Source organism: Streptomyces aureus, assembly GCF_001418135.1.
In the GTDB taxonomy this organism is placed as follows: Bacteria; Actinomycetota; Actinomycetes; order Streptomycetales; family Streptomycetaceae; genus Streptomyces; species Streptomyces aureus_A.
In genome coordinates this window covers 20,040-43,837 of sequence record NZ_LIPQ01000061.1, presented here as the reverse complement: position 1 = coordinate 43,837, position 23,798 = coordinate 20,040, and the positions used below count along the sequence as shown (strand labels likewise).

At 72.0% G+C, this 23,798-nt stretch carries 21 protein-coding genes, 1 tRNA gene and 1 pseudogene; 12 read left to right on the top strand and 11 right to left on the bottom strand.

The features are described 5' to 3' along the window. From AOK00_RS39630 to hutU, 5 genes and pseudogenes are all read right to left on the bottom strand, one after another. Positions 1 to 284: pseudogene (locus AOK00_RS39630) on the bottom strand (hypothetical protein); the annotation flags it as partial. A 70-nt stretch (positions 285 to 354) separates the two neighbouring features. Next, a complete protein-coding gene (gene hutI / locus AOK00_RS06820; protein ID WP_055599406.1) occupies positions 355 to 1,602 on the bottom strand; it encodes an imidazolonepropionase in 1,248 nt (415 codons plus the stop codon). A 26-nt stretch (positions 1,603 to 1,628) separates the two neighbouring features. Then, on the bottom strand, positions 1,629 to 2,969 hold the full coding sequence (locus AOK00_RS06815; protein WP_055599405.1) for a formimidoylglutamate deiminase: 1,341 nt from the start codon (positions 2,967 to 2,969) through the stop codon (positions 1,629 to 1,631). Beyond that, positions 2,960 to 4,156 (bottom strand): allantoate amidohydrolase, encoded by a 1,197-nt coding sequence (locus AOK00_RS06810; RefSeq protein WP_173861515.1) that lies wholly within the window; start codon positions 4,154 to 4,156, stop codon positions 2,960 to 2,962. Before AOK00_RS06810 ends, AOK00_RS06815 begins: the two co-directional genes overlap by 10 nt. 17 nt (positions 4,157 to 4,173) lie before the next feature. Next, positions 4,174 to 5,838, bottom strand: coding sequence for a urocanate hydratase (gene hutU / locus AOK00_RS06805; RefSeq protein ID WP_055599403.1), 1,665 nt, complete (start codon positions 5,836 to 5,838; stop codon positions 4,174 to 4,176). A gap of 103 nt (positions 5,839 to 5,941) precedes the next feature. On the opposite strand from hutU, the gene AOK00_RS06800 reads away from it, so the two are divergent. The 6 genes from AOK00_RS06800 (at position 5,942) to AOK00_RS06775 (ending at position 10,057) form a co-directional block, all read left to right on the top strand. Next, positions 5,942 to 7,288 carry a diaminopimelate decarboxylase gene (locus tag AOK00_RS06800; protein WP_055599402.1) on the top strand — a complete coding sequence of 449 codons (1,347 nt, stop codon included), beginning with the start codon at positions 5,942 to 5,944 and terminating at the stop codon, positions 7,286 to 7,288. Between the two features lie 32 nt (positions 7,289 to 7,320). Then, on the top strand, positions 7,321 to 7,806 hold the full coding sequence (locus tag AOK00_RS06795; protein WP_055599401.1) for an SRPBCC family protein: 486 nt from the start codon (positions 7,321 to 7,323) through the stop codon (positions 7,804 to 7,806). Between the two features lie 152 nt (positions 7,807 to 7,958). Then, positions 7,959 to 8,351, top strand: a complete 393-nt coding sequence (locus tag AOK00_RS06790; RefSeq protein ID WP_055599400.1) for a hypothetical protein — start codon at positions 7,959 to 7,961, stop codon at positions 8,349 to 8,351. Next, positions 8,348 to 9,142: a hypothetical protein gene (locus AOK00_RS06785; RefSeq protein WP_055599399.1), complete on the top strand. Its 795-nt coding sequence runs from the start codon at positions 8,348 to 8,350 to the stop codon at positions 9,140 to 9,142. Before AOK00_RS06790 ends, AOK00_RS06785 begins: the two co-directional genes overlap by 4 nt. A 41-nt stretch (positions 9,143 to 9,183) precedes the next feature. Beyond that, the gene (locus AOK00_RS06780; protein WP_030315243.1) at positions 9,184 to 9,576 is read left to right on the top strand and encodes a roadblock/LC7 domain-containing protein; all 393 of its coding nucleotides are present in this window, start codon (positions 9,184 to 9,186) and stop codon (positions 9,574 to 9,576) included. A gap of 109 nt (positions 9,577 to 9,685) precedes the next feature. After that, the gene (locus AOK00_RS06775; RefSeq protein WP_055599398.1) at positions 9,686 to 10,057 is read left to right on the top strand and encodes a hypothetical protein; all 372 of its coding nucleotides are present in this window, start codon (positions 9,686 to 9,688) and stop codon (positions 10,055 to 10,057) included. A 24-nt stretch (positions 10,058 to 10,081) separates the two neighbouring features. Here AOK00_RS06775 and AOK00_RS06770 read toward each other — a convergent pair whose 3' ends face one another. After that, on the bottom strand, positions 10,082 to 10,927 hold the full coding sequence (locus AOK00_RS06770) for a MurR/RpiR family transcriptional regulator (RefSeq protein ID WP_055599397.1): 846 nt from the start codon (positions 10,925 to 10,927) through the stop codon (positions 10,082 to 10,084). A 541-nt stretch (positions 10,928 to 11,468) separates the two neighbouring features. Beyond that, a complete protein-coding gene (locus tag AOK00_RS06765; protein ID WP_055599396.1) occupies positions 11,469 to 12,860 on the bottom strand; it encodes a cystathionine beta-synthase in 1,392 nt (463 codons plus the stop codon). Positions 12,861 to 12,978: 118 nt separating this feature from the next. On the opposite strand from AOK00_RS06765, the gene AOK00_RS06760 reads away from it, so the two are divergent. The 3 genes from AOK00_RS06760 to AOK00_RS06750 all read left to right on the top strand — a co-directional run bounded on the left by AOK00_RS06760 (position 12,979) and on the right by AOK00_RS06750 (position 16,487). Further along, entirely contained in the window at positions 12,979 to 13,989 is a 1,011-nt protein-coding gene (locus AOK00_RS06760) for an SGNH/GDSL hydrolase family protein (RefSeq protein WP_055599395.1), read from the top strand. 112 nt (positions 13,990 to 14,101) lie between these two features. Next, on the top strand, positions 14,102 to 15,322 hold the full coding sequence (locus tag AOK00_RS06755; protein ID WP_055599394.1) for an acetyl-CoA C-acetyltransferase: 1,221 nt from the start codon (positions 14,102 to 14,104) through the stop codon (positions 15,320 to 15,322). A 322-nt stretch (positions 15,323 to 15,644) separates the two neighbouring features. Further along, the gene (locus tag AOK00_RS06750) at positions 15,645 to 16,487 is read left to right on the top strand and encodes a hypothetical protein (RefSeq protein WP_437441395.1); all 843 of its coding nucleotides are present in this window, start codon (positions 15,645 to 15,647) and stop codon (positions 16,485 to 16,487) included. Positions 16,488 to 16,575: 88 nt separating this feature from the next. On the opposite strand, the gene AOK00_RS06745 is transcribed toward AOK00_RS06750, so the two are convergent. Next, on the bottom strand, positions 16,576 to 16,905 hold the full coding sequence (locus AOK00_RS06745; RefSeq protein ID WP_055599392.1) for a hypothetical protein: 330 nt from the start codon (positions 16,903 to 16,905) through the stop codon (positions 16,576 to 16,578). Positions 16,906 to 17,023: 118 nt separating this feature from the next. Between AOK00_RS06745 and AOK00_RS06740 the strand changes: the two genes are divergently transcribed. After that, on the top strand, positions 17,024 to 17,254 hold the full coding sequence (locus tag AOK00_RS06740) for a DUF4287 domain-containing protein (RefSeq protein ID WP_030315254.1): 231 nt from the start codon (positions 17,024 to 17,026) through the stop codon (positions 17,252 to 17,254). Between the two features lie 124 nt (positions 17,255 to 17,378). On the opposite strand, the gene AOK00_RS06735 is transcribed toward AOK00_RS06740, so the two are convergent. Together AOK00_RS06735 and AOK00_RS06730 are read right to left on the bottom strand one after the other, a co-directional pair. After that, positions 17,379 to 18,281 carry a Bax inhibitor-1/YccA family protein gene (locus AOK00_RS06735; RefSeq protein WP_055599391.1) on the bottom strand — a complete coding sequence of 301 codons (903 nt, stop codon included), beginning with the start codon at positions 18,279 to 18,281 and terminating at the stop codon, positions 17,379 to 17,381. A gap of 200 nt (positions 18,282 to 18,481) precedes the next feature. After that, positions 18,482 to 18,566: transfer RNA gene (locus AOK00_RS06730), tRNA-Leu, on the bottom strand. A gap of 374 nt (positions 18,567 to 18,940) precedes the next feature. Here AOK00_RS06730 and AOK00_RS06725 point away from each other — a divergent pair. Both AOK00_RS06725 and AOK00_RS06720 read left to right on the top strand, forming a co-directional pair. After that, positions 18,941 to 19,711 carry an ABC transporter ATP-binding protein gene (locus AOK00_RS06725; protein ID WP_030315258.1) on the top strand — a complete coding sequence of 257 codons (771 nt, stop codon included), beginning with the start codon at positions 18,941 to 18,943 and terminating at the stop codon, positions 19,709 to 19,711. Between the two features lie 88 nt (positions 19,712 to 19,799). Further along, entirely contained in the window at positions 19,800 to 22,331 is a 2,532-nt protein-coding gene (locus AOK00_RS06720; RefSeq protein WP_055599390.1) for an ABC transporter permease, read from the top strand. A gap of 66 nt (positions 22,332 to 22,397) precedes the next feature. Here AOK00_RS06720 and AOK00_RS06715 read toward each other — a convergent pair whose 3' ends face one another. After that, the gene (locus AOK00_RS06715; protein WP_055599389.1) at positions 22,398 to 23,705 is read right to left on the bottom strand and encodes an SAM-dependent methyltransferase; all 1,308 of its coding nucleotides are present in this window, start codon (positions 23,703 to 23,705) and stop codon (positions 22,398 to 22,400) included. Positions 23,706 to 23,798: the final 93 nt, after the last annotated feature.

Sequence of the window (23,798 nt, the reverse complement as noted above, 5' to 3'; positions counted from 1 at the left end):
ACGGGGGGCCGCATGAACGCGGGCCCGGCCTTCTGGTCCTCGGCCGTGAGGCCGGGGTCGTCCAAGGGGTCCGGCCTCGGCGCGGTGGGCGTCGGCGTAGGGGTGGGGGTGGGGGTGGGCTTCGCAGGCGACGTCGGGGGCGCGACCGTGGCCGCTCCCACCGCCGCTCCGTTCCTCGCCCCCTCGGTGCCACAGGCGGTGAGGGCCAGGGCGGCGCACAGCACCGCCGCAAGGCCTCCGCCGACTCGCCTGCTCTTCAAGGGGGTTACGCGCTTCGAAGTCATGCTCGCAGTCTGTGCGCGGGCGGCCGTGCCCCACATGAGTACGGCTACTCAACCGCCCGGCGCCTCGCGCTCAGACCACCCGTACGCCCGCCCGCCAGACCTCCGTGACCAGCGGGACGCCCGGGCGGTACGCCAGGTGCACGTGGGACGGGGCGTCGAGGAACACGAGGTCCGCGCGCGTGCCGGGCGTCAGCCGGCCGACGTCCGTGCGGCGCAGGGCCGCCGCGCCGCCCGCCGTGGCCGACCAGACCGCCTCGTCCGGGGTCATGCGCATGTCCCGTACCGCGAGGGCGATGCAGAAGGGGACCGAGGAGGTGAAGGACGAGCCCGGGTTGCAGTCCGTGGAGAGGGCGACCGTCACGCCCGCGTCCAGGAGACGGCGGGCGTCCGGCCACTGCGCGCGCGTGGAGAACTCCGCGCCCGGGAGGAGGGTCGCGACCGTCGATCCGTTCGCCAGCGCGTCCACGTCGGCGTCCGTCAGGTGCGTGCAGTGGTCCGCGCTCGCCGCGTCCAGCTCCACCGCGAGCTGGACACCGGGGCCGTACGTGAGCTGGTTCGCGTGCACCCGTGGGTGCAGGCCCTTCGCCTTGCCGGCGGTCAGGATCGCGCGCGCCTGGTCGCCGTCGAAGGCGCCCTTCTCGCAGAAGACGTCCACCCAACGGGCGTACGGGGCACACGCGTCCAGCATCTCGCCCGTCACCAGGGCCACGTACGCGGCCGGGTCGTCGGCGTAGTCCGGGGAGACGATGTGCGCGCCGAGGTACGTGACCTCGTCCGTGTGCTCGGCCGCGATGCGCAGCGCACGTGCCTCGTCCTCGACGGTGAGGCCGTAGCCGGACTTGGTCTCGAAGGTCGTCGTGCCCTGGCGGAGGGCCTCGCGGAGATGGCGGGCGACGTTCGCCGAGAGCTCGGCGTCGGTCGCCGCGCGGGTCGCCGCGACCGTGGTGCGGATGCCGCCGGCCTCGTAGGGCCGGCCGGACATGCGGGCGTTGAACTCGGCGGTGCGGTCGCCGGCGAAGACGAGGTGCGAGTGGGAGTCCACGAAGCCGGGGATCACCGCCCGTCCACCGGCGTCGACCCGGTTGTCAGTGGCCGGTGCTTTGCTGGATTCACCGACCCAGACGACTCGGTCGCCGTCGATGACGACGGCCGCGTCCTGGATCAGGCCCAGGGCACTGCTGTCACCGAGGGAGGGATCGTTCGTGACGAGGCTGGCGATGTTGACGATGGCGGTGGCGGTCGTCGCCACGGCGCTGTTCGCGCTCGTGGGGGCGGAGCTCGCCACCGGGTTGTTCGTCGCCGCGGGGCCCGTGTTCATGGTGAGGGGTGTCTCCTTCAGGCGCTTCAGCCGCGCAGTGCGGCGATCGAGTCCGCGAGGGCACGGGGCACGTCCGGCACGGTCTGGTGGACCCCGTCCCGGACGACGTGACGCCCGCCCACGACCGTGTGCCGGACGTCCGCTGCGGACGCTGCGAATACCGCCGTCTCGGCTCCCAGACGCGGTACCGGTCCCGCTGTCCTGACCGAGTCCAGCGCGATCGTCGTGAAGTCGGCGAGGGCGCCGGCCTCCAGGGTGCCCGCGTCCGGCAGGCCGAGGGCCGCGTGGCCGTCCGCCGTGGCCGCGCGGAGCAGCGCCGCCGCCGTCCAGTGGCCCCGGGTGCGGGTGCGGAGGCGTTCGTTCAGTTCCATCGCGCGCGCCTCCTCCAGGAGGTCGACCACCGCGTGGCTGTCGCTGCCCAGGGAGAGCGGGGAGCCGGCCCGCTGGAGGGCGACGGCCGGGCCGATGCCGTCGGCCAGGTCCCGTTCCGTCGTGGGGCACATGCACGTGCCGGTGGACGTCGAGCCGATCAGGGCGATGTCGGCGTCCGTCATGTGGGTGTTGTGGACGCCCGTCGTCCGGGCGCCGAGCACTCCGTGGTCGGCAAGGAGCTGGGTGGGCGTCCGGCCGTGGGCCGCCAGACAGGCGTCGTTCTCCGCGGTCTGTTCCGAGAGGTGGACGTGGAGGGGGGCCTGCCGTTCCTGGGCCCAGCGGGCCACCGTCGACAGCTGGTCCGCCGGGACCGCGCGTACCGAGTGGATCGCCGCCCCGATCCGTACGCCGTCGCGCTCCTTCAGGCCGCTCACCCGCTCGGCCCAGGCCTCGGCCGTGCCGTCGGAGAAGCGGAGCTGGTGCGGGTCGGGTGCCGCGCCGAAGCCGGCGGAGAGGTACGCCGTGTCGAGGAGGGTGATGCGGATGCCCGCCTCGCCGGCGGCGGCGATCAGTGCCTCGCCCATGGCGTTGGGGTCGGCGTACGGGGTGCCGCCGGGCGCGTGGTGGAGGTAGTGGAACTCGCCGACGGCCGTGATGCCCGCCAGCGCCATCTCCGCGTACACGGCGCGGGCGAGGGCGAAGTAGCTGTCGGGGGTGAGGCGTTGGGCCACGTTGTACATGACCTCGCGCCAGGTCCAGAACGTGCCGGAACCGACCTGGACCGTGCCGCGCAGGGCACGGTGGAAGGCGTGCGAGTGGGCGTTGGCGAGGCCGGGGAGCGTGAGGCCGCGGAGGGTGACGGCGCCCGGGGGCGGGGCGTCCACCCCTGTGCGGACGGCCGCGATCCGGCCGTCGGAGTCCACGTCCAGGGCCACGCCCGGCTCGACGTTCGTGTCGAGCCAGGCGTGCTCCAGCCAGTACGTCGTCAGCGGCACGCCAGCTCCTCCAGTACGTCGGCGAGTGCGAGGACCCCGGCCACGCAGTCGTCCTCGGCCGCGAACTCGGCCGGGGAGTGCGAGACGCCGGTGGGGTTCCGTACGAACAGCATGGCGGTCGGAATCGATTCGGAGAGGATTCCGGCGTCGTGTCCGGCACCGGTGCCGAGGACCGGCACCTTTCCGGAGTGACCCAGGATCCGGGACAGCTCGTCGCGCAGGGCGTGCGAGAAGTCCACGACCGGGGTGAAGGACTCCCGGACGACCGTGAGGTCGATGCCGTGCCGCCGGGCGTAGTCGCGGGCCGCCGTCTCGACGCCCGCCACGACCGTGTCGAGCGAGTCCTGGTCGGCGGCGCGGGCGTCGAGCCAGCCGCGGACCAGGGACGGGATGGCGTTGACGCCGTTCGGCTCGACGGCGATCTTGCCGAAGGTGGCGACGGCGCCCGCGAGCTCCGCCTCGCGGCGGGCGGCGAGGACCGTCTCCGCGTAGGTGAGCATCGGGTCGCGGCGGTCGACCAGGCGGGTGGTGCCCGCGTGGTTGGCCTCGCCCGCGAAGTCGTACCGCCAGCGGCCGTGCGGCCAGATGGAGGAGGCGATGCCGACGGAGTCCCCGGACAGGTCGAGGGCGCGGCCCTGCTCGACGTGGAGTTCGACGAACGCGCCGATACGGGCGAGCCGTTCCGGGTCGGGGCCGATGGCCGAGGGGTCGTACCCGGCCGCCTCCATGGCCTGCGGGAGGCTGATGCCGGAGGCGTCGCGGAGCTCGTACGCCTGCTCCTTCGTCAGCCTGCCGGCGGTGAGCCGGGAGCCGACGCAGGCGAGGCCGAAGCGGGCACCCTCCTCGTCGCCGAAGTTGGTGATGGCGAGCGGGCGCTTGAACGAGACTCCGCGCGACCGGAGTTCGTCGAGGGCGGCGAAGGCGGAGACGACCCCCAGGGGGCCGTCGAAGGCGCCGCCGTCCGGGACGGAGTCCAGGTGGGAGCCGGTGACGACGGCGTCCCCTGCCGTCGGGTCGCCGAGCCAGGCCCACTGGTTGCCGTTGCGGTCGGTCTCGACGTCCATGCGGCGGGCCTCGGCCTGCATGCGGAACCAGAGGCGGCAGTCGGCGTCGGCCCCGGTCCAGGCGTAGCGCCGGTAGCCACCGGAGGCGGCGCTGCGGCCGATGGGCCGCAGCGACCGCCACATGGCGTCGAAGCTCGCGCTCACGCGTCGTCGCCCTCGCGCATCGGGACGCGGACGCCGCGCTCGTCGGCGACCCGCTCCGCGATGTCGTAGCCCGCGTCGACGTGACGGATGACGCCCATGCCGGGGTCGTTCGTCAGGACGCGGCGGATCTTCTCGCCCGCGAGCTTCGTGCCGTCGGCCACCGAGACCTGGCCGGCGTGGATGGAGCGGCCCATGCCGACGCCGCCGCCGTGGTGGATGGAGACCCAGGACGCGCCGGAGGCGACGTTCACCATGGCGTTGAGGAGCGGCCAGTCGGCGATGGCGTCGGAGCCGTCGAGCATGGCCTCGGTCTCGCGGTACGGGGAGGCCACCGAGCCGCAGTCGAGGTGGTCGCGGCCGATCGCGAGGGGCGCGGCGAGGGTGCCGTTGCCGACCATGTCGTTGAACATGTCGCCGGCCTTGTCGCGCTCGCCCTGGCCGAGCCAGCAGATGCGGGCGGGCAGGCCCTGGAAGTGGACGCGCTCGCCGGCCATCTTGATCCAGCGGTGCAGGGACTCGTTCTCCGGGAAGAGGTCGAGGATCGCCTTGTCCGTCTTGTGGATGTCCGAGGCCTCGCCGGACAGGGCCGCCCAGCGGAACGGGCCCTTGCCCTCGCAGAACAGCGGGCGGATGTAGGCCGGGACGAAGCCGGGGAAGGCGAACGCGCGGTCGTAGCCGGCCAGCTGGGCCTCGCCGCGGATCGAGTTGCCGTAGTCGAAGACCTCGGCGCCGGCGTCCATGAAGCCGACCATGGCCTCGACGTGCTTGGCCATCGACTCGCGGGCCCGCACCGTGAACCCGGCCGGGTCCTTCGCGGCGGCGTCGGCCATGTCGTCGAAGGCCACGCCGACCGGCAGGTAGGACAGCGGGTCGTGGGCGGAGGTCTGGTCCGTCACGATGTCGATCGGGGCGCCTTCGGCGAGCATCTGCGGGAGCAGCTCGGCGGCGTTGCCGAGGAGGCCGATGGAGAGCGGGCGGCGGGCGTCGCGGGCCTCGGTGGCCAGCTGGAGGGCGTGGGCGAGGTTGTCGGCCCTCACGTCCAGGTAGCGGTGCTCGATGCGGCGCTCGATGGCGCGCGGGTCGACGTCGACGCAGATCGCGACGCCGTCGTTCATCGTCACGGCGAGGGGCTGGGCGCCGCCCATGCCGCCGAGGCCGGCGGTGAGGGTGATCGTGCCGGCCAGGGTGCCGTTGAACTTCTTGGCCGCGACGGCGGCGAAGGTCTCGTACGTGCCCTGGAGGATGCCCTGGGTGCCGATGTAGATCCAGGACCCGGCGGTCATCTGGCCGTACATGGTGAGGCCGAGCTGCTCCAGGCGCCGGAACTCCTCCCAGTTGGCCCAGTCGCCGACCAGGTTGGAGTTGGCGATGAGGACGCGGGGGGCCCACTCGTGGGTCTGCATGACGCCGACGGGGCGGCCGGACTGGACGAGCATCGTCTCGTCCTGCTTCAGCGTCCGGAGGGTGCGGACCATGGCGTCGAAGGAGCGCCAGTCGCGGGCGGCCTTGCCGGTGCCGCCGTAGACGACGAGCTTGTCGGGGTGCTCGGCGACCTCGGGGTCGAGGTTGTTCTGGAGCATCCGGAGGGCGGCCTCCTGCTGCCATCCCAGGGCGCTCAGTTCCGTACCGCGCGGGGCCCGTACGGGGCGGGGTCCTGACATGGCGGTGCCTCCTCGAATGTCGTTCAGATATTCACATCCTGGCGGCTTGAATAGTTGTAGTCAACAGCTGCGGGGCCGCACGTCCCGGTGATGGGATGGACACATGGCCTCCTCCCGCCGCGATCTCGCCGTCCGAGCCTCCGTCGACCAGGGACTCCTCTCCCCCGCCGAACCGGTCGTCGCCCTCCTCGACACCGCCGGCATCCGCGCCTCCGCAGCCGCCCTGACCAGCGCGTTCGCCGCCGTCACCGACGCGCCCGTGCTGCACGCCTTCGCGGTCAAGGCCGCGCCGCTCGTCCCCGTGCTCCGCCTCCTGCGCGAGGCCGGACTCGGCGTCGAGGTCGCGAGCCCCGGCGAGCTGGCGCTCGCGCGCGCCGCCGGAGTCCCACCCACCGACACGGTGCTCGACTCCCCCGCCAAGACCCCCGCCGAGCTGCGCCAGGCCCTCGCGCTCGGCATCGCCGTCAACGCCGACAACCTCCAGGAACTGGCCAGGATCGACGCGCTCGTCGCCTCCGCGCCCACCGCCTCACCCCTCGGGATCCGGGTGAACCCGCAGGTCGGAGCCGGTTCCATCGGCGCGCTCTCGACCGCGACCGCCACCTCCAAGTTCGGCGTGGCACTCCGCGACGAAGGCGCCCGCAAGGCCGTCGTCCAGGCGTACCTGGAGCGGCCCTGGCTGACCCGGCTGCACACCCACACCGGCTCCCAGGGCGTCCCGCTCGCCCTGATGGCCGAAGGCGTCGGGGAGGCGTACGCGCTCGCCGAGGAGATCAACCGCACGGTCGGCCGGCAGCAGATCGACACCCTGGACATCGGTGGCGGCCTGCCGGTCAACTTCCACTCCGACGAGGAGACGCCGACGTACGCGGAGTACGCCCGGCTGCTCGCCGACACCGTCCCCGGGCTCTTCGACGGCCGCTACGGCCTGGTCACCGAGTTCGGGCGCTCGCTGCTCGCCAAGCACGGCACGGTCCTCACCCGGGTGGAGTACACGAAGACCTCCGGCGGCCGCCCCATCGCCGTCACCCACGCGGGCGTACAGCTGGCCACCCGGACGGTCTACGCCCCGGACGCCTGGCCGCTGCGCGTCCTCGCCTACGACTCCGAGGGCCGCCCCCGCACCGGGGAGGTCACCGTCCAGGACGTGGCGGGCCCCGCCTGCTTCACCGGGGACCTGCTCGCCGCCGGCCGGTCGCTGCCGCTGCTGCACCCCGGTGACGTGGTGGCCGTCCCGGACACCGGCGCCTACTGCTTCGCCCACCACTACGCGTACAACAGCCTGCCCCGGCCGGGCGTCCACGGCTTCACGGTGACGGAGAACGGCGACGGGGACGGGGGCGAGGGCGGCGACGGGGTGGTCACCTTCACGACCGTACGAAAGCCCCAGACGCTCGCGGAGATCGTCGCCGAGTCGGGCGGGGCGCACGCGGACGCCCTCGTCGGGTAGCGCGGGCCGTGCGTCGCGGTTTCGATGAAGCCATGACTGGAACGGGAACCGGCTCGAACACCACGACCGTCGTCGTCGAGCGGCGGGTGGACGCCTCCCCCGGGCGGGTCTGGGAGTCGATCACCGACCTGCCGGACATGCCCCGCGTCCTCTCGGGCGTCGAGCGGGTCGAGGTGCTCACCGAAGGCGGCTTCGCCGTGGGCACCCGCTGGCGCGAGACCCGGCGGATGCTGGGCAAGGAAGCCACCGAGGAGATGCTGGTGACGGAGTGCGAGCCGCCCGACCGGTACGTCACGGTCGCCGATTCGCACGGCATGCACTACGTCTCCGAGATCACCCTCACGCCCGACGGGGCGGGGGCGACCACCCTGCGGATGACGTTCTCCGCCCGGCCCTCCCGCGGCCGCCGACAGGGATTCCTGGGGCGGCTGATCGCCCGCTTCGGCGCGAAGGCGGTCGCCAAGGCGCTCACGAAGGACCTGTCCGAGATCGCGAACGCGGTGGAATCCAGGACCTGACAGTCGACCTGACACACAATCCCGGGCCTATTGCGGTCGGGTACTGGCATGTTCCGATGGAAAATGCCAGAACCCCTCCCCCGGAGCGCTGCGTTCAGTAACGTCACCGTCACTGCCGCACGTTCGCACGCCGCATCGGGAGGGGAATCCGCGTGCCCGGAATCGACGAGTGCCTTATCGAGGCCATGGCCCTGCCGGGCGCTCGCGGGGCCTCCCTGGTCGACTGGACCAGCGGGCTCGCCCTCGGGACGGCAGGTGACTCACCGGTCGGCGACCATGAGACCACGGCCGCCGAGACCGCCGAACTCGCCCGCGCCGCCGCCGAGTTCGACTCGTTCGCGGCCGCCGGGGAGGACCCCGGCGACGAACCGCCCGTCGAGGACCTGATCGTCACCACCCGCGCCGGCTACCACGTCCTGCGCTTCGTCGAGACGTCCTTCGACAGCAGCGTCTTCCTCCACCTCTGGCTCGACCGCGACACCGGCAACCTCGCCCTCGCCCGGATCCGCCTCCGCGACCTCGCCGAACGGCTGGTCCTGGGATGAGCGGCCCCGCAGCGACCGCGGTCGCCACCCCCGTCTCCCCGATGCTGGTCCGGCTCGCCGCCGAGAAGGCCACCGGTGCCCTGCTCCGCGACCACGGCACCCTCTACCTCGTCGACGGCCGCGTCGTGCACGCCGAGAGCCCCGCAGCCCCCGGCGTCGACGTCCTCCTCACCACCGGCGGACGGCTGCCCCGCGAGGGCTGGGACGAGGCCGTCGACCGGGCCGGGGCCCACCGCGCCGTCGGCCGCTTCCTCGTCGACAGCGGCCGGCTCCACGACGGCGAGCTGGAGATCTGCCACCTCGGCGCCGTCTTCGACGCGGCCTTCTTCGCCCTCTCCCCCACCAGCGGACCGACCCGCTTCCGGTACGGGGTCGGGCACTGGTTCGGGACGGTGCGGCCGGTGTCGGCCGAGGCCGTGGAGCGCGAGACGGTACGCCGCCGCGAACTCCTCGACGCCGTCTGGCCGTACGCCGCCGTGGACAGCTCCCCGGTCGTGCCGCGCCGCGCCGCCCCTGGACAGACCGTGGGGGCGCGCCAGCGGGCCCTGCTCGCCGCCGCGGACGGACACCGGACCCCGGCGGAGCTGGCCCTGATACTCGGCCGCCCCGCCTTCCACACCCTCCTCGACGTCCGGCGGCTCGCGGCCGCCGGGCTCGTCGAGACGCCGCTCGACCCCACCCCCGCACCGCTGCCACCGCCCTTGCCTGCCCTGTTACCGGCCCTGCCGGTGGCCGATCCCGACATCGCCCTGCTGCGCCGGCTCCGTGACGCCCTGGAGGCACACCTGTGATGAGGCGTGCCCTGCGCCTGCGCGCCGAAAGGAAACAGCTCATGACCGCAGAAGCCGAGGTCCTCGGCGAGCTCAGACGGCTGCGGGCCCGGCTGCCCCAGCTGACCGGCGCGCTCGCGGCCAGTGCCGACGGGCTCGTCCTGGCCCACGACACCGTGGACGGCGAGGCGGAGAGCGTGGCCGCGCTGACCGCGGCGGCGCTCGGCGTCGGCCAGCGGCTGACCGACAGCACCGGCCAGGGCCGGTTCCGGGAGCTGCTGGTACGCGGCGAGAACGGCTACGTGGCGACGTACGCGGCGGGCGGCTCGGCCGTCCTGACGCTGCTCGCCGAGCCCCGGATCAACGTCGGGCGGCTCCACCTGGAGGCCCGCAGGTCCAGCGTCCGGATAGGCGAACTCGTCGACGGAGCGCTGGAGCGCAGAGACCTGAACTGACGCACCGCACCACGCACCACGAGCACCACGCACCACGCACCACGAGCACCACAGAACGAGCACCACGCACCACGTAGAAGACACGTACACGAGAAGGAAGTGCACACCCATGACGAACACCGAGACCTCCCTCAAGGAAGCTGCCTCCATCGAAGGCGCCATCGGCGCGGCCCTCGTCGACTACACGAGCGGCATGGCACTCGGCACGATCGGCGGCGGCAAGGACCTCGACCTCAACATGGCCGCGGCCGGCAACACCGACGTCGTCCGGGCCAAGGTCCGGACGATGGAGATGCTCGGCCTCGGCGACGAGATCGAGGACATCCTCATCACCCTCGGCCGGCAGTACCACATGATCCGGCTGCTCAAGGGACAGGGCAAGAACGGCCTGTTCCTGTACCTCGCCCTGGACAAGGACCGGGCGAACCTGGCGATGGCCCGCCACCAGCTGAAGAAGATCGAGGCCGAGCTGGACGTCTGACCCGGCCTTCGCGGGCGCGGGAGCCTATTCGACGAACAGGCCCCGCGCCGCCGCCTTCGTGTCGAACTCCTCCAGGCGCGCCTGCGCGTCCGGGAGTTCGTCGGCCATGGCCTCCAGGAGGACCCGGCCGAGCATCATCGGCGCACAGGCGGTGTCGAAGGCGAGCCCGGTGCCGACGGCGGCCGGGATGAGCAGGTCGCTGTGGGCGGCGACGGGCGCGAACGCCGACTCGGCGACGGTGACGACCGTGAGCCCGGCCGCACGCGCGTACTCCAGGGCCTCGACGACCTCGCGCGGGTGCCGGGGCAGCGCGAAGCACAGCAGGGCCGTGGCCCCGGCGCGTACGGCGGCGTCGACGCGGTCCGTGAGCATGGAGCCGGCCTCGTCGAGGAGCCGGACGTCCGGGTGCACCTTGGCGGCGAAGTAGGCGAAGCCACGCGCCTGTGAGGAGGCGGCCCGCAGGCCGAGCACGGGCAGCGGGCGGGAGCGGGCGAGCAGCCGGCCGGCCCGCTCGACGGGCGCGGGGTCGGCGAGGAGGCCGGCGAGGTGCTTGAGGTTCTCGATCTCGGCGAGGACGGCCTGCTGGTACTCGTTGAGCTCCTCGTCCTCCCCCTCTGCCGCGCCGGGCTCGGGGGGCGCGACCTCGCGCAGATGGCGGCGGAGCGCCGGGTACCCGTCGAAGCCCAGGGCGACGGCGAAGCGGGTGACGGAGGGCTGGCTGACCCCGGCGAGCTCGGCGAGCTCGACGCTGGACAGGAAGGGCACGTCACCGGCGCGCCGCACCATGCAGTGGGCGATCCGCCGCTGTGTCGGCGTCAGCCGGTGCCCCTCGAAGAGCGCCTGCAGCCGACCGGCCGGGCTGTCGCTCATGCCGCCGCCCCCTCTCTCTCGCCTATTCACCCGCGAAGGGCCCTGCATAAGGATATGCAGGGGCTGCTCCGGAGAGAAGTGCGAGAGGGAAGCCCGCCCGGGAATCACGACACGGAGCCCGGCAGGCATCACGACACGGAGCCCGGCAGGCATCACGACACGGAGCCCGGCAGGCATCACGACACGGAGCCCGGCAGACGACGACAGGGAGCCCGGCAGGGCCCAACAGGCATCACGACCGGGAGCCCGACGGGCATCACGACCGGGAGCGCGGCAGAGCCGGAAGAAGTCGGCGCGGGGACCGCCGCACCCCCGGAACGGGGGGCGGGACGACGGCGGTCCCCGCGAGGACACGGGCCCGGGTCAGGGCCGGCCTCCGCGTCCGCGGCGTCGTCAGGAGTCCGGGAGCCGCTCCGGAAGTCCGTGACGCCGACGACAACCAATGTGCCGGACGCGTGTTAAGCGGGTGCTGCGCGTACGTGTCGCGCTCGTACCGATTGCGCGAACGCGCCCGCCGCACCCACCACGCCCGTCCGGGTAACTACTTCGCGCCGCCGTTGGCCAGGAAGGCCAGCAGGTCCTGACGGCTGACGACGCCGGTCGGCTTGCCCTCGACCAGGACGATCGCCGCGTCGGCGGCCTCGCCGAGGACGGACATCAGGTCGGCGACCGGCTCGCCGGAGCCGACCTGCGGCAGCGGCGCGCTCATGTGGCGCTCCAGCGGGTCCTCCAGGGAGGCGCGCTGGGCGAAGAGCGCGTCGAGCAGCTCGCGCTCGACGACCGAACCGACGACCTCCGCGGCCATCACGTCGGGGTGGCCGGCGCCGGGCTTCACGATGGGCATCTGGGAGACGCCGTACTCGCGGAGCACCTCGATGGCCTGGCCGACGGTCTCGTCCGGGTGCATGTGGACGAGGGAGGGCATGGTGCCGCCCTCCTTGTGGCGCAGGACGTCGGCGACGGTGGCCGTGGAGGTGTCCTCCAGGAAGCCGTAGTCGGCCATCCACTCGTCACTGAAGATCTTCGACATGTAGCCGCGGCCGGAGTCCGGCAGCAGGACGACGACGACGTCGTCCGGGCCGAGCTCCCTGGCGACCTCCAGCGCGGCCACGACGGCCATGCCGCAGGAGCCGCCGACGAGGAGGCCCTCCTCCTTGGCGAGGCGGCGGGTCATCTGGAACGAGTCCTTGTCGGACACGGCGACGATCCGGTCCGTGACGTTCCGGTCGTACGCGGTCGGCCAGAAGTCCTCGCCGACGCCCTCGACGAGGTACGGGCGACCTGAGCCGCCCGAGTAGACCGAGCCCTCCGGGTCGGCGCCGATGACCTGCACGGAGCCGCCGCTGGCCTCCTTGAGGTAGTTGCCGGTGCCGGAAATGGTGCCGCCGGTGCCGACGCCCGCGACGAAGTGGGTGATCTTCCCGTCCGTCTGCTCCCAGAGCTCGGGGCCGGTGGTCTCGTAGTGGGAGCGCGGGTTGTTCGGGTTGGAGTACTGGTCGGGCTTCCAGGCACCGGGCGTCTCACGGACGAGGCGGTCCGAGACGTTGTAGTACGAGTCCGGGTGCTCCGGGTCGACCGCGGTGGGGCAGACGACGACCTCGGCGCCGTACGCCCGCAGTACGTTGATCTTGTCGAGGGACACCTTGTCGGGGCAGACGAAGATGCACTTGTAGCCCTTCGTCTGCGCCACGATCGCCAGGCCGACGCCGGTGTTGCCGGACGTGGGCTCGACGATGGTTCCGCCGGGCTTGAGCTCACCGCTCTGCTCGGCCGCCTCGATCATCCGCAGGGCGATCCGGTCCTTGACCGAGCCTCCGGGGTTGAAGTACTCGACCTTGGCCAGAACGGTCGCCTGAATGCCCGCTGTGACGCTGTTGAGCTTCACCAGCGGGGTGTTGCCGACGAGGCTGATCATCGAGTCGTGGAATTGCACCGTAATCTCCGGGGTCTCCGTAATGGTGTGGCCAGCGTATGCGTAGTCGGAGCGGGTTACGGGGCAGTTAGTCCCTGAACGGCTTGAAGGAGGTGACGGCCCCATGTCGAGGGCGAGGGTGGCGCGGCGGATCGCGGCGGGTGCGGCGTACGGCGGCGGGAGCATCGGGCTGCTGGGTGTGGCGGCGGTGGGCGTCCTGCTGGCCGAGATGCAGATCGCGAAGCGGACGGTGGGCGGCGGCGCGGCCCCCCTCCCGCCGGGAGCGGACGGTCTCTACGGCCGCGCGTTCGGCACGGACGACCCGCTGCGGCTGGCCCTTCTGGGTGATTCCACGGCGGCGGGCCAGGGGGTCCGCCGCTCGGGCCAGACGCCGGGCGCGCTGCTCGCCTCGGGGCTCGCGGCGGTGGCGGAGCGGCCGGTGGTGCTGCGGAACGTGGCGCTCTCCGGTGCCCGCTCGGACGACCTGGAGCGCCAGGTGTCGCTGCTGCTGGCCCAGCCGCTCGGTCCGCCGGACGTCTGCGTGATCATGATCGGCGCGAACGACGTGACGCACCGGATGCCGCCGACGGAGTCGGTACGGCTCCTGGCCTCGGCGGTCCGGCGGCTGCGGACGGCCGGCGCGGAGGTGGTGGTCGGGACCTGCCCGGACCTCGGGACGATCGAGCCGGTCTACCAGCCGCTGCGCTGGCTGGCCCGGCGGGCCTCCCGGCAGCTGGCGGCGGCGCAGACGATCGTGGTGATCGAGCAGGGCGGGCGGACGGTGTCGCTGGGCGACCTGCTGGGGCCCGAGTTCGCGGCGAACCCTCGCGAGATGTTCGGGGTGGACAACTTCCACCCCTCGGCGGAGGGGTACGCGACGGCGGCGATGGCCGTGCTGCCGACGATGTGCGCGGTGCTGGGGGTGTGGCCGGAGACGGACCGCCTGGAACCGGCGCGTCGGGAGAACATGCTGCCGGTCGCGAAGGCGGCCGCGGAGGCGGCGAAGGAGGCGGGCACGGAGGTCACGGGCGCCCGCGCGCCCTGGGCCCTCCTGAAGCACCGCCGCAGGCGGCGTCTGCCGGTCGCGGCGGACGCGTCGCCGGAGGCGCAGGGGGAGGGCGCCACGGAGACCCCCGCCTCCACCAACTGAGCGCTCGCTTAGAAAAGAGGTCCGCATCACATGCCCAGGCCGGTGACCCCATGCGGTACGTACGGGTAACTTCCCTTTCAGTCCGCCCACTCCGCACCCTCATGGAGCCGTGATGCCCGAAGCCGTGATCGTCTCGACCGCCCGCTCGCCCATCGGCCGGGCCTTCAAGGGCTCCCTCAAGGACCTGCGGCCGGACGACCTCACCGCGACCATCGTCAAGGCCGCCCTGGCCAAGGTGCCGGAGCTCGACCCGCGCGACATCGACGACCTGATGCTGGGCTGCGGTCTGCCCGGCGGCGAGCAGGGCAACAACCTGGGCCGCATCGTGGCCGTGCAGATGGGCATGGACCACCTGCCGGGCTGCACCATCACCCGCTACTGCTCCTCCTCGCTGCAGACCTCCCGCATGGCGCTGCACGCGATCAAGGCCGGCGAGGGCGACGTCTTCATCTCGGCCGGTGTCGAGATGGTGTCCCGCTTCGTGAAGGGCAACTCGGACTCCCTGCCCGACACGCACAACCCCTTCTTCGCCGAGGCCGAGGCCCGTACCGCCGAGGTCGCCGCCTCCGAGGGCTCCACGTGGCACGACCCGCGCGAGGACGGCGTCGTCCCGGACGCGTACATCGCCATGGGCCAGACCGCGGAGAACCTGGCCCGCCTCAAGGGCATCAGCCGCCAGGAGATGGACGAGTTCGGCGTCCGCTCGCAGAACCTCGCCGAGCAGGCCATCAAGAACGGCTTCTGGGAGCGCGAGATCACCCCGGTGACGCTCCCGGACGGCACCGTCGTCTCCGCGGACGACGGCCCGCGCGCCGGTGTCACCCTGGAGGGCGTGCAGGGCCTCAAGCCGGTCTTCCGCCCCGACGGCCTGGTCACCGCCGCCAACTGCTGCCCGCTGAACGACGGCGCCGCCGCGCTCGTCATCATGTCGGACACGAAGGCCCGCGAGCTCGGCCTGACCCCGCTCGCCCGCATCGTCTCCACCGGCGTCTCCGGCCTCTCCCCCGAGATCATGGGCCTCGGCCCGGTCGAGGCGTCGAAGCAGGCCCTCAAGCGCGCCGGCCTGACCATCGGCGACATCGACCTGGCCGAGATCAACGAGGCCTTCGCGGCCCAGGTGATCCCGTCCTACCAGGACCTGGGCCTGGACCTGGACAAGGTGAACGTCAACGGTGGCGCCATCGCCGTCGGCCACCCCTTCGGCATGACCGGCGCCCGGATCACCGGCACGCTGATCAACAGCCTCCAGTTCCACGACAAGCAGTTCGGCCTGGAGACCATGTGCGTCGGCGGCGGCCAGGGCATGGCGATGGTGATCGAGCGGCTGAGCTGACCGACAGAGCGGGCGCGTGCCGCAGGGCCGAGCCCCGGGGCCGCGCGGCTGTCGCCGGACGGGGAGTGCGCCGGGGCGCGTCTCCTCGTACCGAGGGCTCCAACCGCACCGCGTCCGAGCCGTGACCGAATCTCCCCCAGGATGTGACCTACGTCCCGGGGGAGTTCGTTTTCCCAGGTCAGAACCGTTTCGGGACTAAACACCTGGCAGAAATACCTGTCCAATTCGTGACGTAATGCACTGACAGCGAGCCCCACCCCAGGACAAGCTGATGTAGAAGTCGGGGGATCGACTCGGAATCGGGAGTACGTCAGTGAGCGCCATGCCTCTTGCCCTGCTGCTGACCACGGCCGCTGCCACGGCCGTGGGCGCTGCCGCCCTGCACGCCGTCCATGGTCTCCGCAAGCAGGTCACCGACCTGCGGAGCGAACTGGCGGCCGGGCGCGGCGTCACCGTTCCCGCGGCCCGTGCCACGCCCGCCGCCGAGATACGGGCCGCGGTCGCGGAGGCGCTGGCCGAGGAGCGTGAGCGCGAGCTCGCCGAGGCGCGGGCCTTCTGGGCCGCGCAGGAGGCCCGGGACGCGGCCGACGCCCCGTCCCTGCTGGGCGGTCTCGGCGGCCCGGTCGACGACGGCACCTTCTTCGTCCCGCGCCAGGCCGACTTCGTGGGCCTCGAGGCGATGGCCCTGGAGGCCATGGAGGCGGAGGCGGCCGCGCTCGACGGCCCCGACGCGCTGGACCCGCTCGAATCGATCGACGCCCTGGAGGAGTACCCGGAGGACTCGGCCGAGCTGGCCGCGGCCCGCCGCCGGCACCCCTCGCACCCGGACTTCGTGCCGGTGCAGACCCCCGTCGTCACCGACCACGAGCGGACGGTGGCGCGCCTGGAGGAGCTGGCCGACACCGCCACCGCGCTGACCGACGTGCGTCCGGGTCCGCTCGGCACGCTCGACGTGTACGTCTTCGCGGACGGCACGACGCTCTGCATGACCCCGGGGCACCGCGAGACCGCGGAGCGCCTCGCGGACGCCCTGCGCTCCGGCCGCACGCCGGTGCTGCTCGGCGGCTCGGGCGTCTCGGGCGCCTTCGCTCTCACCTTCTCGTACGGCGAGGCGGACGACGAGAACGTCTACATCCTGGCGGACCGCGTCATCGCGTCCCTGTAAGGGCCTCTTCCAGGCCCCTCCACGCCCCTCCGGGCCGCTCGCGACCCCTGGAGGGCCTTTCCGAGGGCCCGCCCCGTGCCCGGCCCTCCTACAGGCCCGAGCTCTCCGCAGCCTCACGGACCAGCCCCACGGCCTCCGCCAGTTCCCCCTCGCGGGAGTCGGCCGGGGCCGTTCGCAGGATTTCGGCCAGATCGTTCCCGGCGACGACCAGCTGGTCGGCCACGGTGAAGACCCCCGCGTCCGGCATCGCCCTCGGCTCCCGCTCCGGGTCCTCCGCGCGCTGGGCGCGCACCGCGAGCTCGCGGGCGAGGGCAAGTCCCTCCGCCGCCGCACCGCGCTGGAGGCGGCTCTGCGGGGCGGCCCGCAGCCGGTCGGCGAAGCGTTCGACGGCGGCGGTCAGTTCACTCGTATCGCGCACCCCGCGACCCTACGCGCCGTCCCGGGCCTCTTGCCAACGGGCGAACACTTGGGCACGGTGACGTGAAGAAGTGCCAGGAGTACGAGGAGCACACGGTACGACGCGTCCGGAGGCGCCGATGTCCCACACATTCTCCGAAGAGACCCACCGCAACATGCTGGCCCGCATCCCGGGCCGCACCGGTCGTGAGATCGCCGACTGGATGCGCACCGTCGAGGAGGGCCCCTCCCTCCTCCGCTTCGAGGAGCGGGTGAGCTGGCTCCGCGGGGCCCACGAGCTGGCGTACGGCCACGCGAAGGCGATCCTGCACGAGTACGACCTGCGGCGGGCGGCCCGGAGACTGCTCTGAGGTCCGGGAACCACCTCGTCCGACGGGGAAGGGCCGGAGCACCGTCCCCCGTCCCGACACGGGAACGCGGAAGGGCCCGCCCGGCGCGAAGCCGGACGGGCCCTTCCCCCCGAGTCGGGACGCGTCAGTCGTCGCCCTGCAGGATCGACAGCAGACGCAGCATCTCCAGGTAGATCCACACCAGGGTCATGGTGAGACCGAAGGCGGCCAGCCAGGCCTCCTCGCGCGGCGCGCCGTAGGTCACGCCGTCCTCGACCTGCTTGAAGTCGAGGGCGAGGAAGCAGGCACCGAGGATGATGCCGATGACACCGAAGAGGATGCCGAGGCCACCGCTGCGGAAGCCGAGGCCGTCACCGCCGGCGAAGACGGCGAACAGCAGGTTGGTCACCATGAGGAGCATGAAGCCCATCGCGGCGGCCATCACGAAGCCGTAGAAGCGCCGGTTGACCCGGATCCAGCCCATCTTGTAGGCGATCAGCACGCCGGCGAAGACCGCCATCGTGCCGAGGACCGCCTGGATGACCACGCCGTCGGCGATGTACGTCGAGACGGCGGCCGAGATCACTCCGAGGAAGACGCCCTCGAAGGCCGCGTAGCCCAGGATGAGCGCCGGCGACGGCTTGCGCTTGAAGGACTGCACGAGCGACAGCACCAGGGCGACCAGGGCGGCGCCGATGGCGATGCCGTAGGACTTGCCCAGGTTGGCGGGGTCGACCGGCAGGAGCAGCCAGGACAGCACGGCGGTGAGCACGACCGTGCCGAGCGTCATGGCCGTACGGCTCACGACGTCGTCGATCGTCATCACGTTGCCGCGGGCCTGCTGCGGGGCGCCGAGCTGCGTGTCCTGCGGGGCGTACGGGTTGGTGGCGTACGGGTTGGTCGCACCCTCGGCATACGGGTTGCCGGTGGCGTACGGGTTGGTTCCGACGGCGGGGCCCCCGGCCTGCGGCTGCTGGCCGTTGAAGCCCGCGGTGCCGTTGTCGCGGCTGAACCCCCGTCGCGAGAAGACCGGGTTGCTGCTCCTCATCTCACTCCTCCATGGCGTGCCGCATGCGCGCGGCCTCGCGTCAAGAGTAATGCGTAGGCAAAAGAAACTCTCTAGTGCTCGGGGAGGATCTTTTCCCGTACGTTTTTGATCTTCGCGCGGGCCGGCGAGGCGGCTCGCGAGGGCTCGCGCGTGAAGTGAGGGGCTTCGCCGGGCCACAGGTGTGACACCTGGGGCCCGGGTGGTGCCCGGAACCGGACTCGAACCGGTACGGCCCGAAGGCCAGCGAGGTTTAAGCTCGCCGTGTCTGCATTCCACCATCCGGGCGTCGCGAAGCTCCGCGTTGGCACATGAGCCTATCGGGGCGCTTCCCTCGTTCAGCGGAACATCCTCCCGATGTTGTCTTACTTTATTGACGTCTGAGGGTGCGTCAGTGCAGGTGAGAGCCGTTTCGCCGAACTGTGACAGGGGTCGCAGGCGCAAAGCCGCACCCCCTGGAATGACGAAAAGTCGTCGCACGTGTGTCACCTCGGCGTGAAGCCCTCTCTCAGGGACGCCGTCATACCTCAGGAGGAGGGTCGGGAGCCCCGGTCCGACTCGAGACTGCCTCGGGAACGGGCATGTGGGCGGACGATCCGAGCGCGAACGCCCGACACGATGGAGGGGTTCCCACAGAAGCCCCGCAGTGACAGGAGTCCCTCGTGACCACCACCCCCACCGTGTCCCGCGCCACCGCGGTGGCCGCCCGCGCCACGGATCTCTCGAAGGTCTACGGACACGGCGAGACCCAGGTGGTCGCGCTCGATCACGTCACCGTGGACTTCCGCCAGGGCGAGTTCACCGCGATCATGGGCCCCTCCGGCTCCGGCAAGTCGACGCTCATGCACTGCGTCGCCGGCCTCGACTCCTTCTCCTCCGGCTCGGTCCGGATCGGCGAGACGGAGCTCTCCACCCTGAAGGACAAGCAGCTCACCCAGCTGCGCCGGGACAAGATCGGCTTCATCTTCCAGGCCTTCAACCTGCTGCCGACGCTGACGGCCCTGGAGAACATCACGCTGCCGATGGACATCGCCGGCCGGAAGCCCGACAAGCAGTGGGTCCAGCAGGTCATCGACATGCTCGGGCTCTCCGCCCGGCTCAGCCACCGTCCCACCGAGCTCTCCGGCGGCCAGCAGCAGCGCGTGGCCGTGGCCCGCGCCCTCGCCTCCCGCCCCGAGATCATCTTCGGTGACGAGCCCACCGGAAACCTGGACTCCCGCTCGGGCGCCGAGGTCCTCGGCTTCCTGCGCAACTCGGTCCGCGAGCTCGGCCAGACCGTCGTCATGGTCACCCACGACCCGGTCGCCGCCTCCTACGCGGACCGGGTGATCTTCCTCGCCGACGGCCGGATCGTCGACGAGATGCTGCACCCGACGGCGGACGGCGTGCTCGACCGCATGAAGGCCTTCGACGCCAAGGGCCGCACGAGCTGACGCCGTAGCGCCGGAACCGGACCCGCACCGGTACGGCCCGCGCCTCGCGCTCCCGCCCGCCGCCCCTCCCTTCCTCCAGGACACACCCATGTTCCGTACCGCCCTGCGCAACGTCCTCGCGCACAAGGCGAGACTGCTGATGACCGTCCTCGCCGTGATGCTCGGCGTGGCCTTCGTCTCCGGCACCCTCGTCTTCACCGACACCCTCTCCAACGCCTTCCGCAACCAGTCGGCGAAGAGCTACGACGACGTCGCCGTCGCCGTCGAGATGTACCCGTCCGCCGAGGAGGCCCGGAAGACCCCCGGGCTCTCCCAGCAGGTCGTCGACGACGTCGCGAAGCTCGACGGGGTCGCCTCCGTCTCCCCCCGCGTCGACGGCTTCGCCGGTGTCCCCGACAAGGACGGCAAGCTGATCGGCGTCGGCTGGTCCAACAAGGGCACCAACTTCGCCCCCGGCAAGGACGGCAAGGACCGCTCGTACGCCTTCACCTCCGGGAACGGCCCGGCCTCGGCCGGGCAGATCGCGCTCGACAAGGACACCGCCGACAAGGGCGGCTACAAGGTCGGTGACACCGTCCGCGTCGCCACCAACGGGCCGGTGAAGGAGTACGAGCTCTCCGGTGTCTTCACCACCGAGGACGGCGCCGTCAACGCCGGCGGCAGCCTGGTCGTCTTCGACAGCGCCGTCGCCCAGAAGCTCTACCTGAAGCCCGGCTACTTCCAGAACCTGACCGTCACCGCCACCCCCGGCGCCGACGCGGAGAAGCTCCGCGACGAGGTCCTGAAGGTCGTCCCGAAGGCCGCCACCGCGCAGACCGGCAAGGCCCTCGCCGACCAGCAGGCCAAGGACATCGAGTCCGGCCTCGGCGCGCTCAACCAGGTCCTGCTCGGCTTCGCGGGCATCGCGCTCTTCGTCGGGATCTTCCTGATCTCCAACACCTTCACCATGCTGGTCGCCCAGCGCACCAAGGAACTGGCGCTGATGCGCGCCGTCGGCGCCTCGCGCAAGCAGATCACCCGTTCCGTCCTCGCCGAGGCCGGTCTGGTCGGCCTGGTCGCCTCGGCCGTCGGTTACGTGCTCGGCATCGGTCTGGCCGTCTCGCTCCGCTCGGCCATGAGCGCCTTCGACATGAAGATCCCGGCCGGTGACCTCGTCCTCGGCACCACCCCGGTCCTCACCGCCTTCCTCGTCGGTGTCCTGATCACGATGTTCGCCGCCTGGCTGCCCGGCCGCCGCGCCGCGAAGATCCCGCCGGTCGCCGCCATGAGCAGCGTCCACGCCACCGCGAGCACCAAGTCGCTCGTCGTCCGGAACTCCATCGGCGCGGCGTTCACCGCCCTCGGTGCCGTGCTCATCGTGCTCGGCGCCGGCCAGGGCGGCGACGACGGCCGCATGCTGATCGCGGGCGGCGCGTTCCTCACCCTCATCGGTGTGATCGTGCTGATCCCGTTCCTGTCCCGGCCCGTGATCGCCGTGATCCGCCCGGTCTTCGTGAACCTCTTCGGGGTCTCCGGCAAGCTCGCCGGCCTCAACGCGGTCCGCAACCCGCGCCGCACCGGCGCCACCGCCTCCGCGCTCGCCATCGGTCTGACCCTGGTCACCGGTCTCTCGGTGCTCGGCGCCACGGTCGGCTCGGCCCTGGACAAGATGACGACCGACCAGATCAAGGCCGACTACATGGTCTCGATGGCCAGCGGCACCAGCCTCAGCCAGGAGGCCCTGACGGCCCTGGAGAAGGCCCCGGGCGTCACCGCGGTCTCCCCGCAGCAGAACGGCGCCTTCGAGCTCAAGGGCTCGTTCGTCTCGGCCTCCGGCGTCACCCCCGGCGACATCGAGAAGGTCCTCAAGCTCGACGTGGTGAACGGCTCGATGGCCTCCCTCGGCCAGGGCAGGATCGCCGTCGACGACAAGACCGCCGCCACGCGCGGCCTGAAGGTCGGCGACACCGTCCCCGTCGAGTGGCTCGACAAGCAGAAGGGCAAGCTGACCGTCGGAGCGGTCTACAAGGGCAGCGAGTTCGTCTCGCCGGTCCTGATCGACACCAAGCTGGTCAGCGCGCACGACCACGAGGCGGGCATCCAGCAGATCTTCGTCTCGACGGAGGGCGGCCCGAGCGCTGCCCACGAGAAGGCCCTGTCGAAGGCCATGGGCGACAACCCGGCGATCACGGTGATGGACCAGAAGGACATCCGTGACCTCTTCGGCGGCCAGATCAACATGCTCCTGAACATCGTCTACGGTCTGCTCGCGATGGCCCTGGTGATCGCGGTCCTCGGTGTCGTCAACACCCTGGCCATGTCGGTCTTCGAGCGTCAGCAGGAGATCGGCATGCTGCGGGCGATCGGCCTCGACCGGCGCCGGGTGAAGCGGATGGTCCGTCTGGAGGCCGTGGTCATCTCGGTGTTCGGCGCGGTCGTCGGCATCGGCCTCGGCTCCTTCCTCGGCTGGGCGATCGGCGAGACCTTCAAGAACAGCCTGCCGGGCTACTCCCTGGTCCTGCCCTGGGACCGGATCGGGATCTTCCTGGTCCTGGCCGCCCTGGTCGGTGTCCTCGCCTCCCTGTGGCCGGCCCGGAGCGCGGCCAGGCTGAACATGCTCGCCGCCATCAAGGCCGAGTAGCACGACGGCCGCGGCCGTACGCCGAAGGGCCGGTCCCCCACCCGGGGGCCGGCCCTTCGGCGTACGTCAGGCCTTCTCGTTCCAGACCCGCGGCCGCAGCGCCGTGCCGCTCTCCCCCGACACCGGGGTCTTCACGGCGAGGAACTGGTTCACGCCGATCCGGTTGCGCTCGAAGGAGACCGCCGAGGCCGCCATGTAGAGCCGCCAGATCCTCGCCCGGCCCGGCGAGGTGAGCCGGACCGCCCGGTCCCACCCGCGCTCCAGGTTGGCCACCCAGCGGCGCAGGGTGAGGGCGTAGTGCTCGCGGATCGCCTCCACGTCCCTGACCTCGAAGCCGGCGTCCTCCAGGGTGCTCAGCGTGCGGCCCATGGGGGCGAGTTCGCCGTCGGGGAAGACGTACGCGTCGATGAAGGCGTCGACCTCGTACGTCTCCTCGTCGGGCTCGGGGCGCCGCGAGATCTGGTGGTTGAGGAGCCGTCCGCCGGGCTTGAGGAGCCCGTACAGGATGTCGGCGTACTCCCGGTACCGGACGGCGCCGACGTGCTCGGCCATGCCGATCGAGGAGATCGCGTCGTACGGGCCGTCCGGGACGTCCCGGTAGTCCTGGACGCGGATCTCGATCAGCTCGGTCAGGCCCTCGTCGGCGATCCGCTTGCGGGCGTACGCGGCCTGTTCCCGGGAGAGGGTGATGCCGACGACCCTGGCCCCGTACTCCCGGGCGGCGTGGAGGGCCATGGAGCCCCATCCGCAGCCCACGTCGAGGAGCCGGTCGCCCTCCTTCAGGTTCAGCTTGCGGGCGATCAGGTCCAGCTTGTCGCGCTGGGCGTCCTCCAGGGTCGCGTCGGGGCCGTCGGAGGCCCAGTACGCGCACGAGTAGACCATCGACGGGCCGAGGACCAGCTCGTAGAAGTCGTTGCCCACGTCGTAGTGGTGACTGATCGCCTGCTTGTCGCGGCGCCGGGTGTGCCGGCCGCCGCTGCGGCCGCGCATCTCCTCGGCCGGCGGCTGCGGCGGCAGCGGCGGACCGGCCAGTCTGAGCAGGGCGCCGGCGGCGGCGCGCAGCCGCGGGTCGCGCGCGGACGCGAGCAGCCCCCTGGTGTCCTCGGTCCGCTCCCAGAGCAGGCCCGAGAGCCCGTCCAGAAGCTCGTACAGGTCTCCCTCGACGTCCAGCTCCCCGGCCACCCAGGCGCGGGCCAGGCCCAGTTCGCCGGGCTTCCAGATCATCCTCCGCAGGGCGCGGCGATCGCGGACGATCAGGACGGGGCCGCCCACTGGTCCGGCTTCACTGCCGTCCCAGGCTCGCAGTCGGACCGGGAGCGGTCCGCCCAGCAGCTCCTCTGCGAGAGTCGTCAGCCGCGACGCGGCGTCGGCCATGGTGCACACCTCCGTGATCTCGTGCCCCAGAAATGCTCGTCACCAAGGGAACACCGTCCGTAGGCGTTTGCAGTCCCGGCACAGCGCAATCAG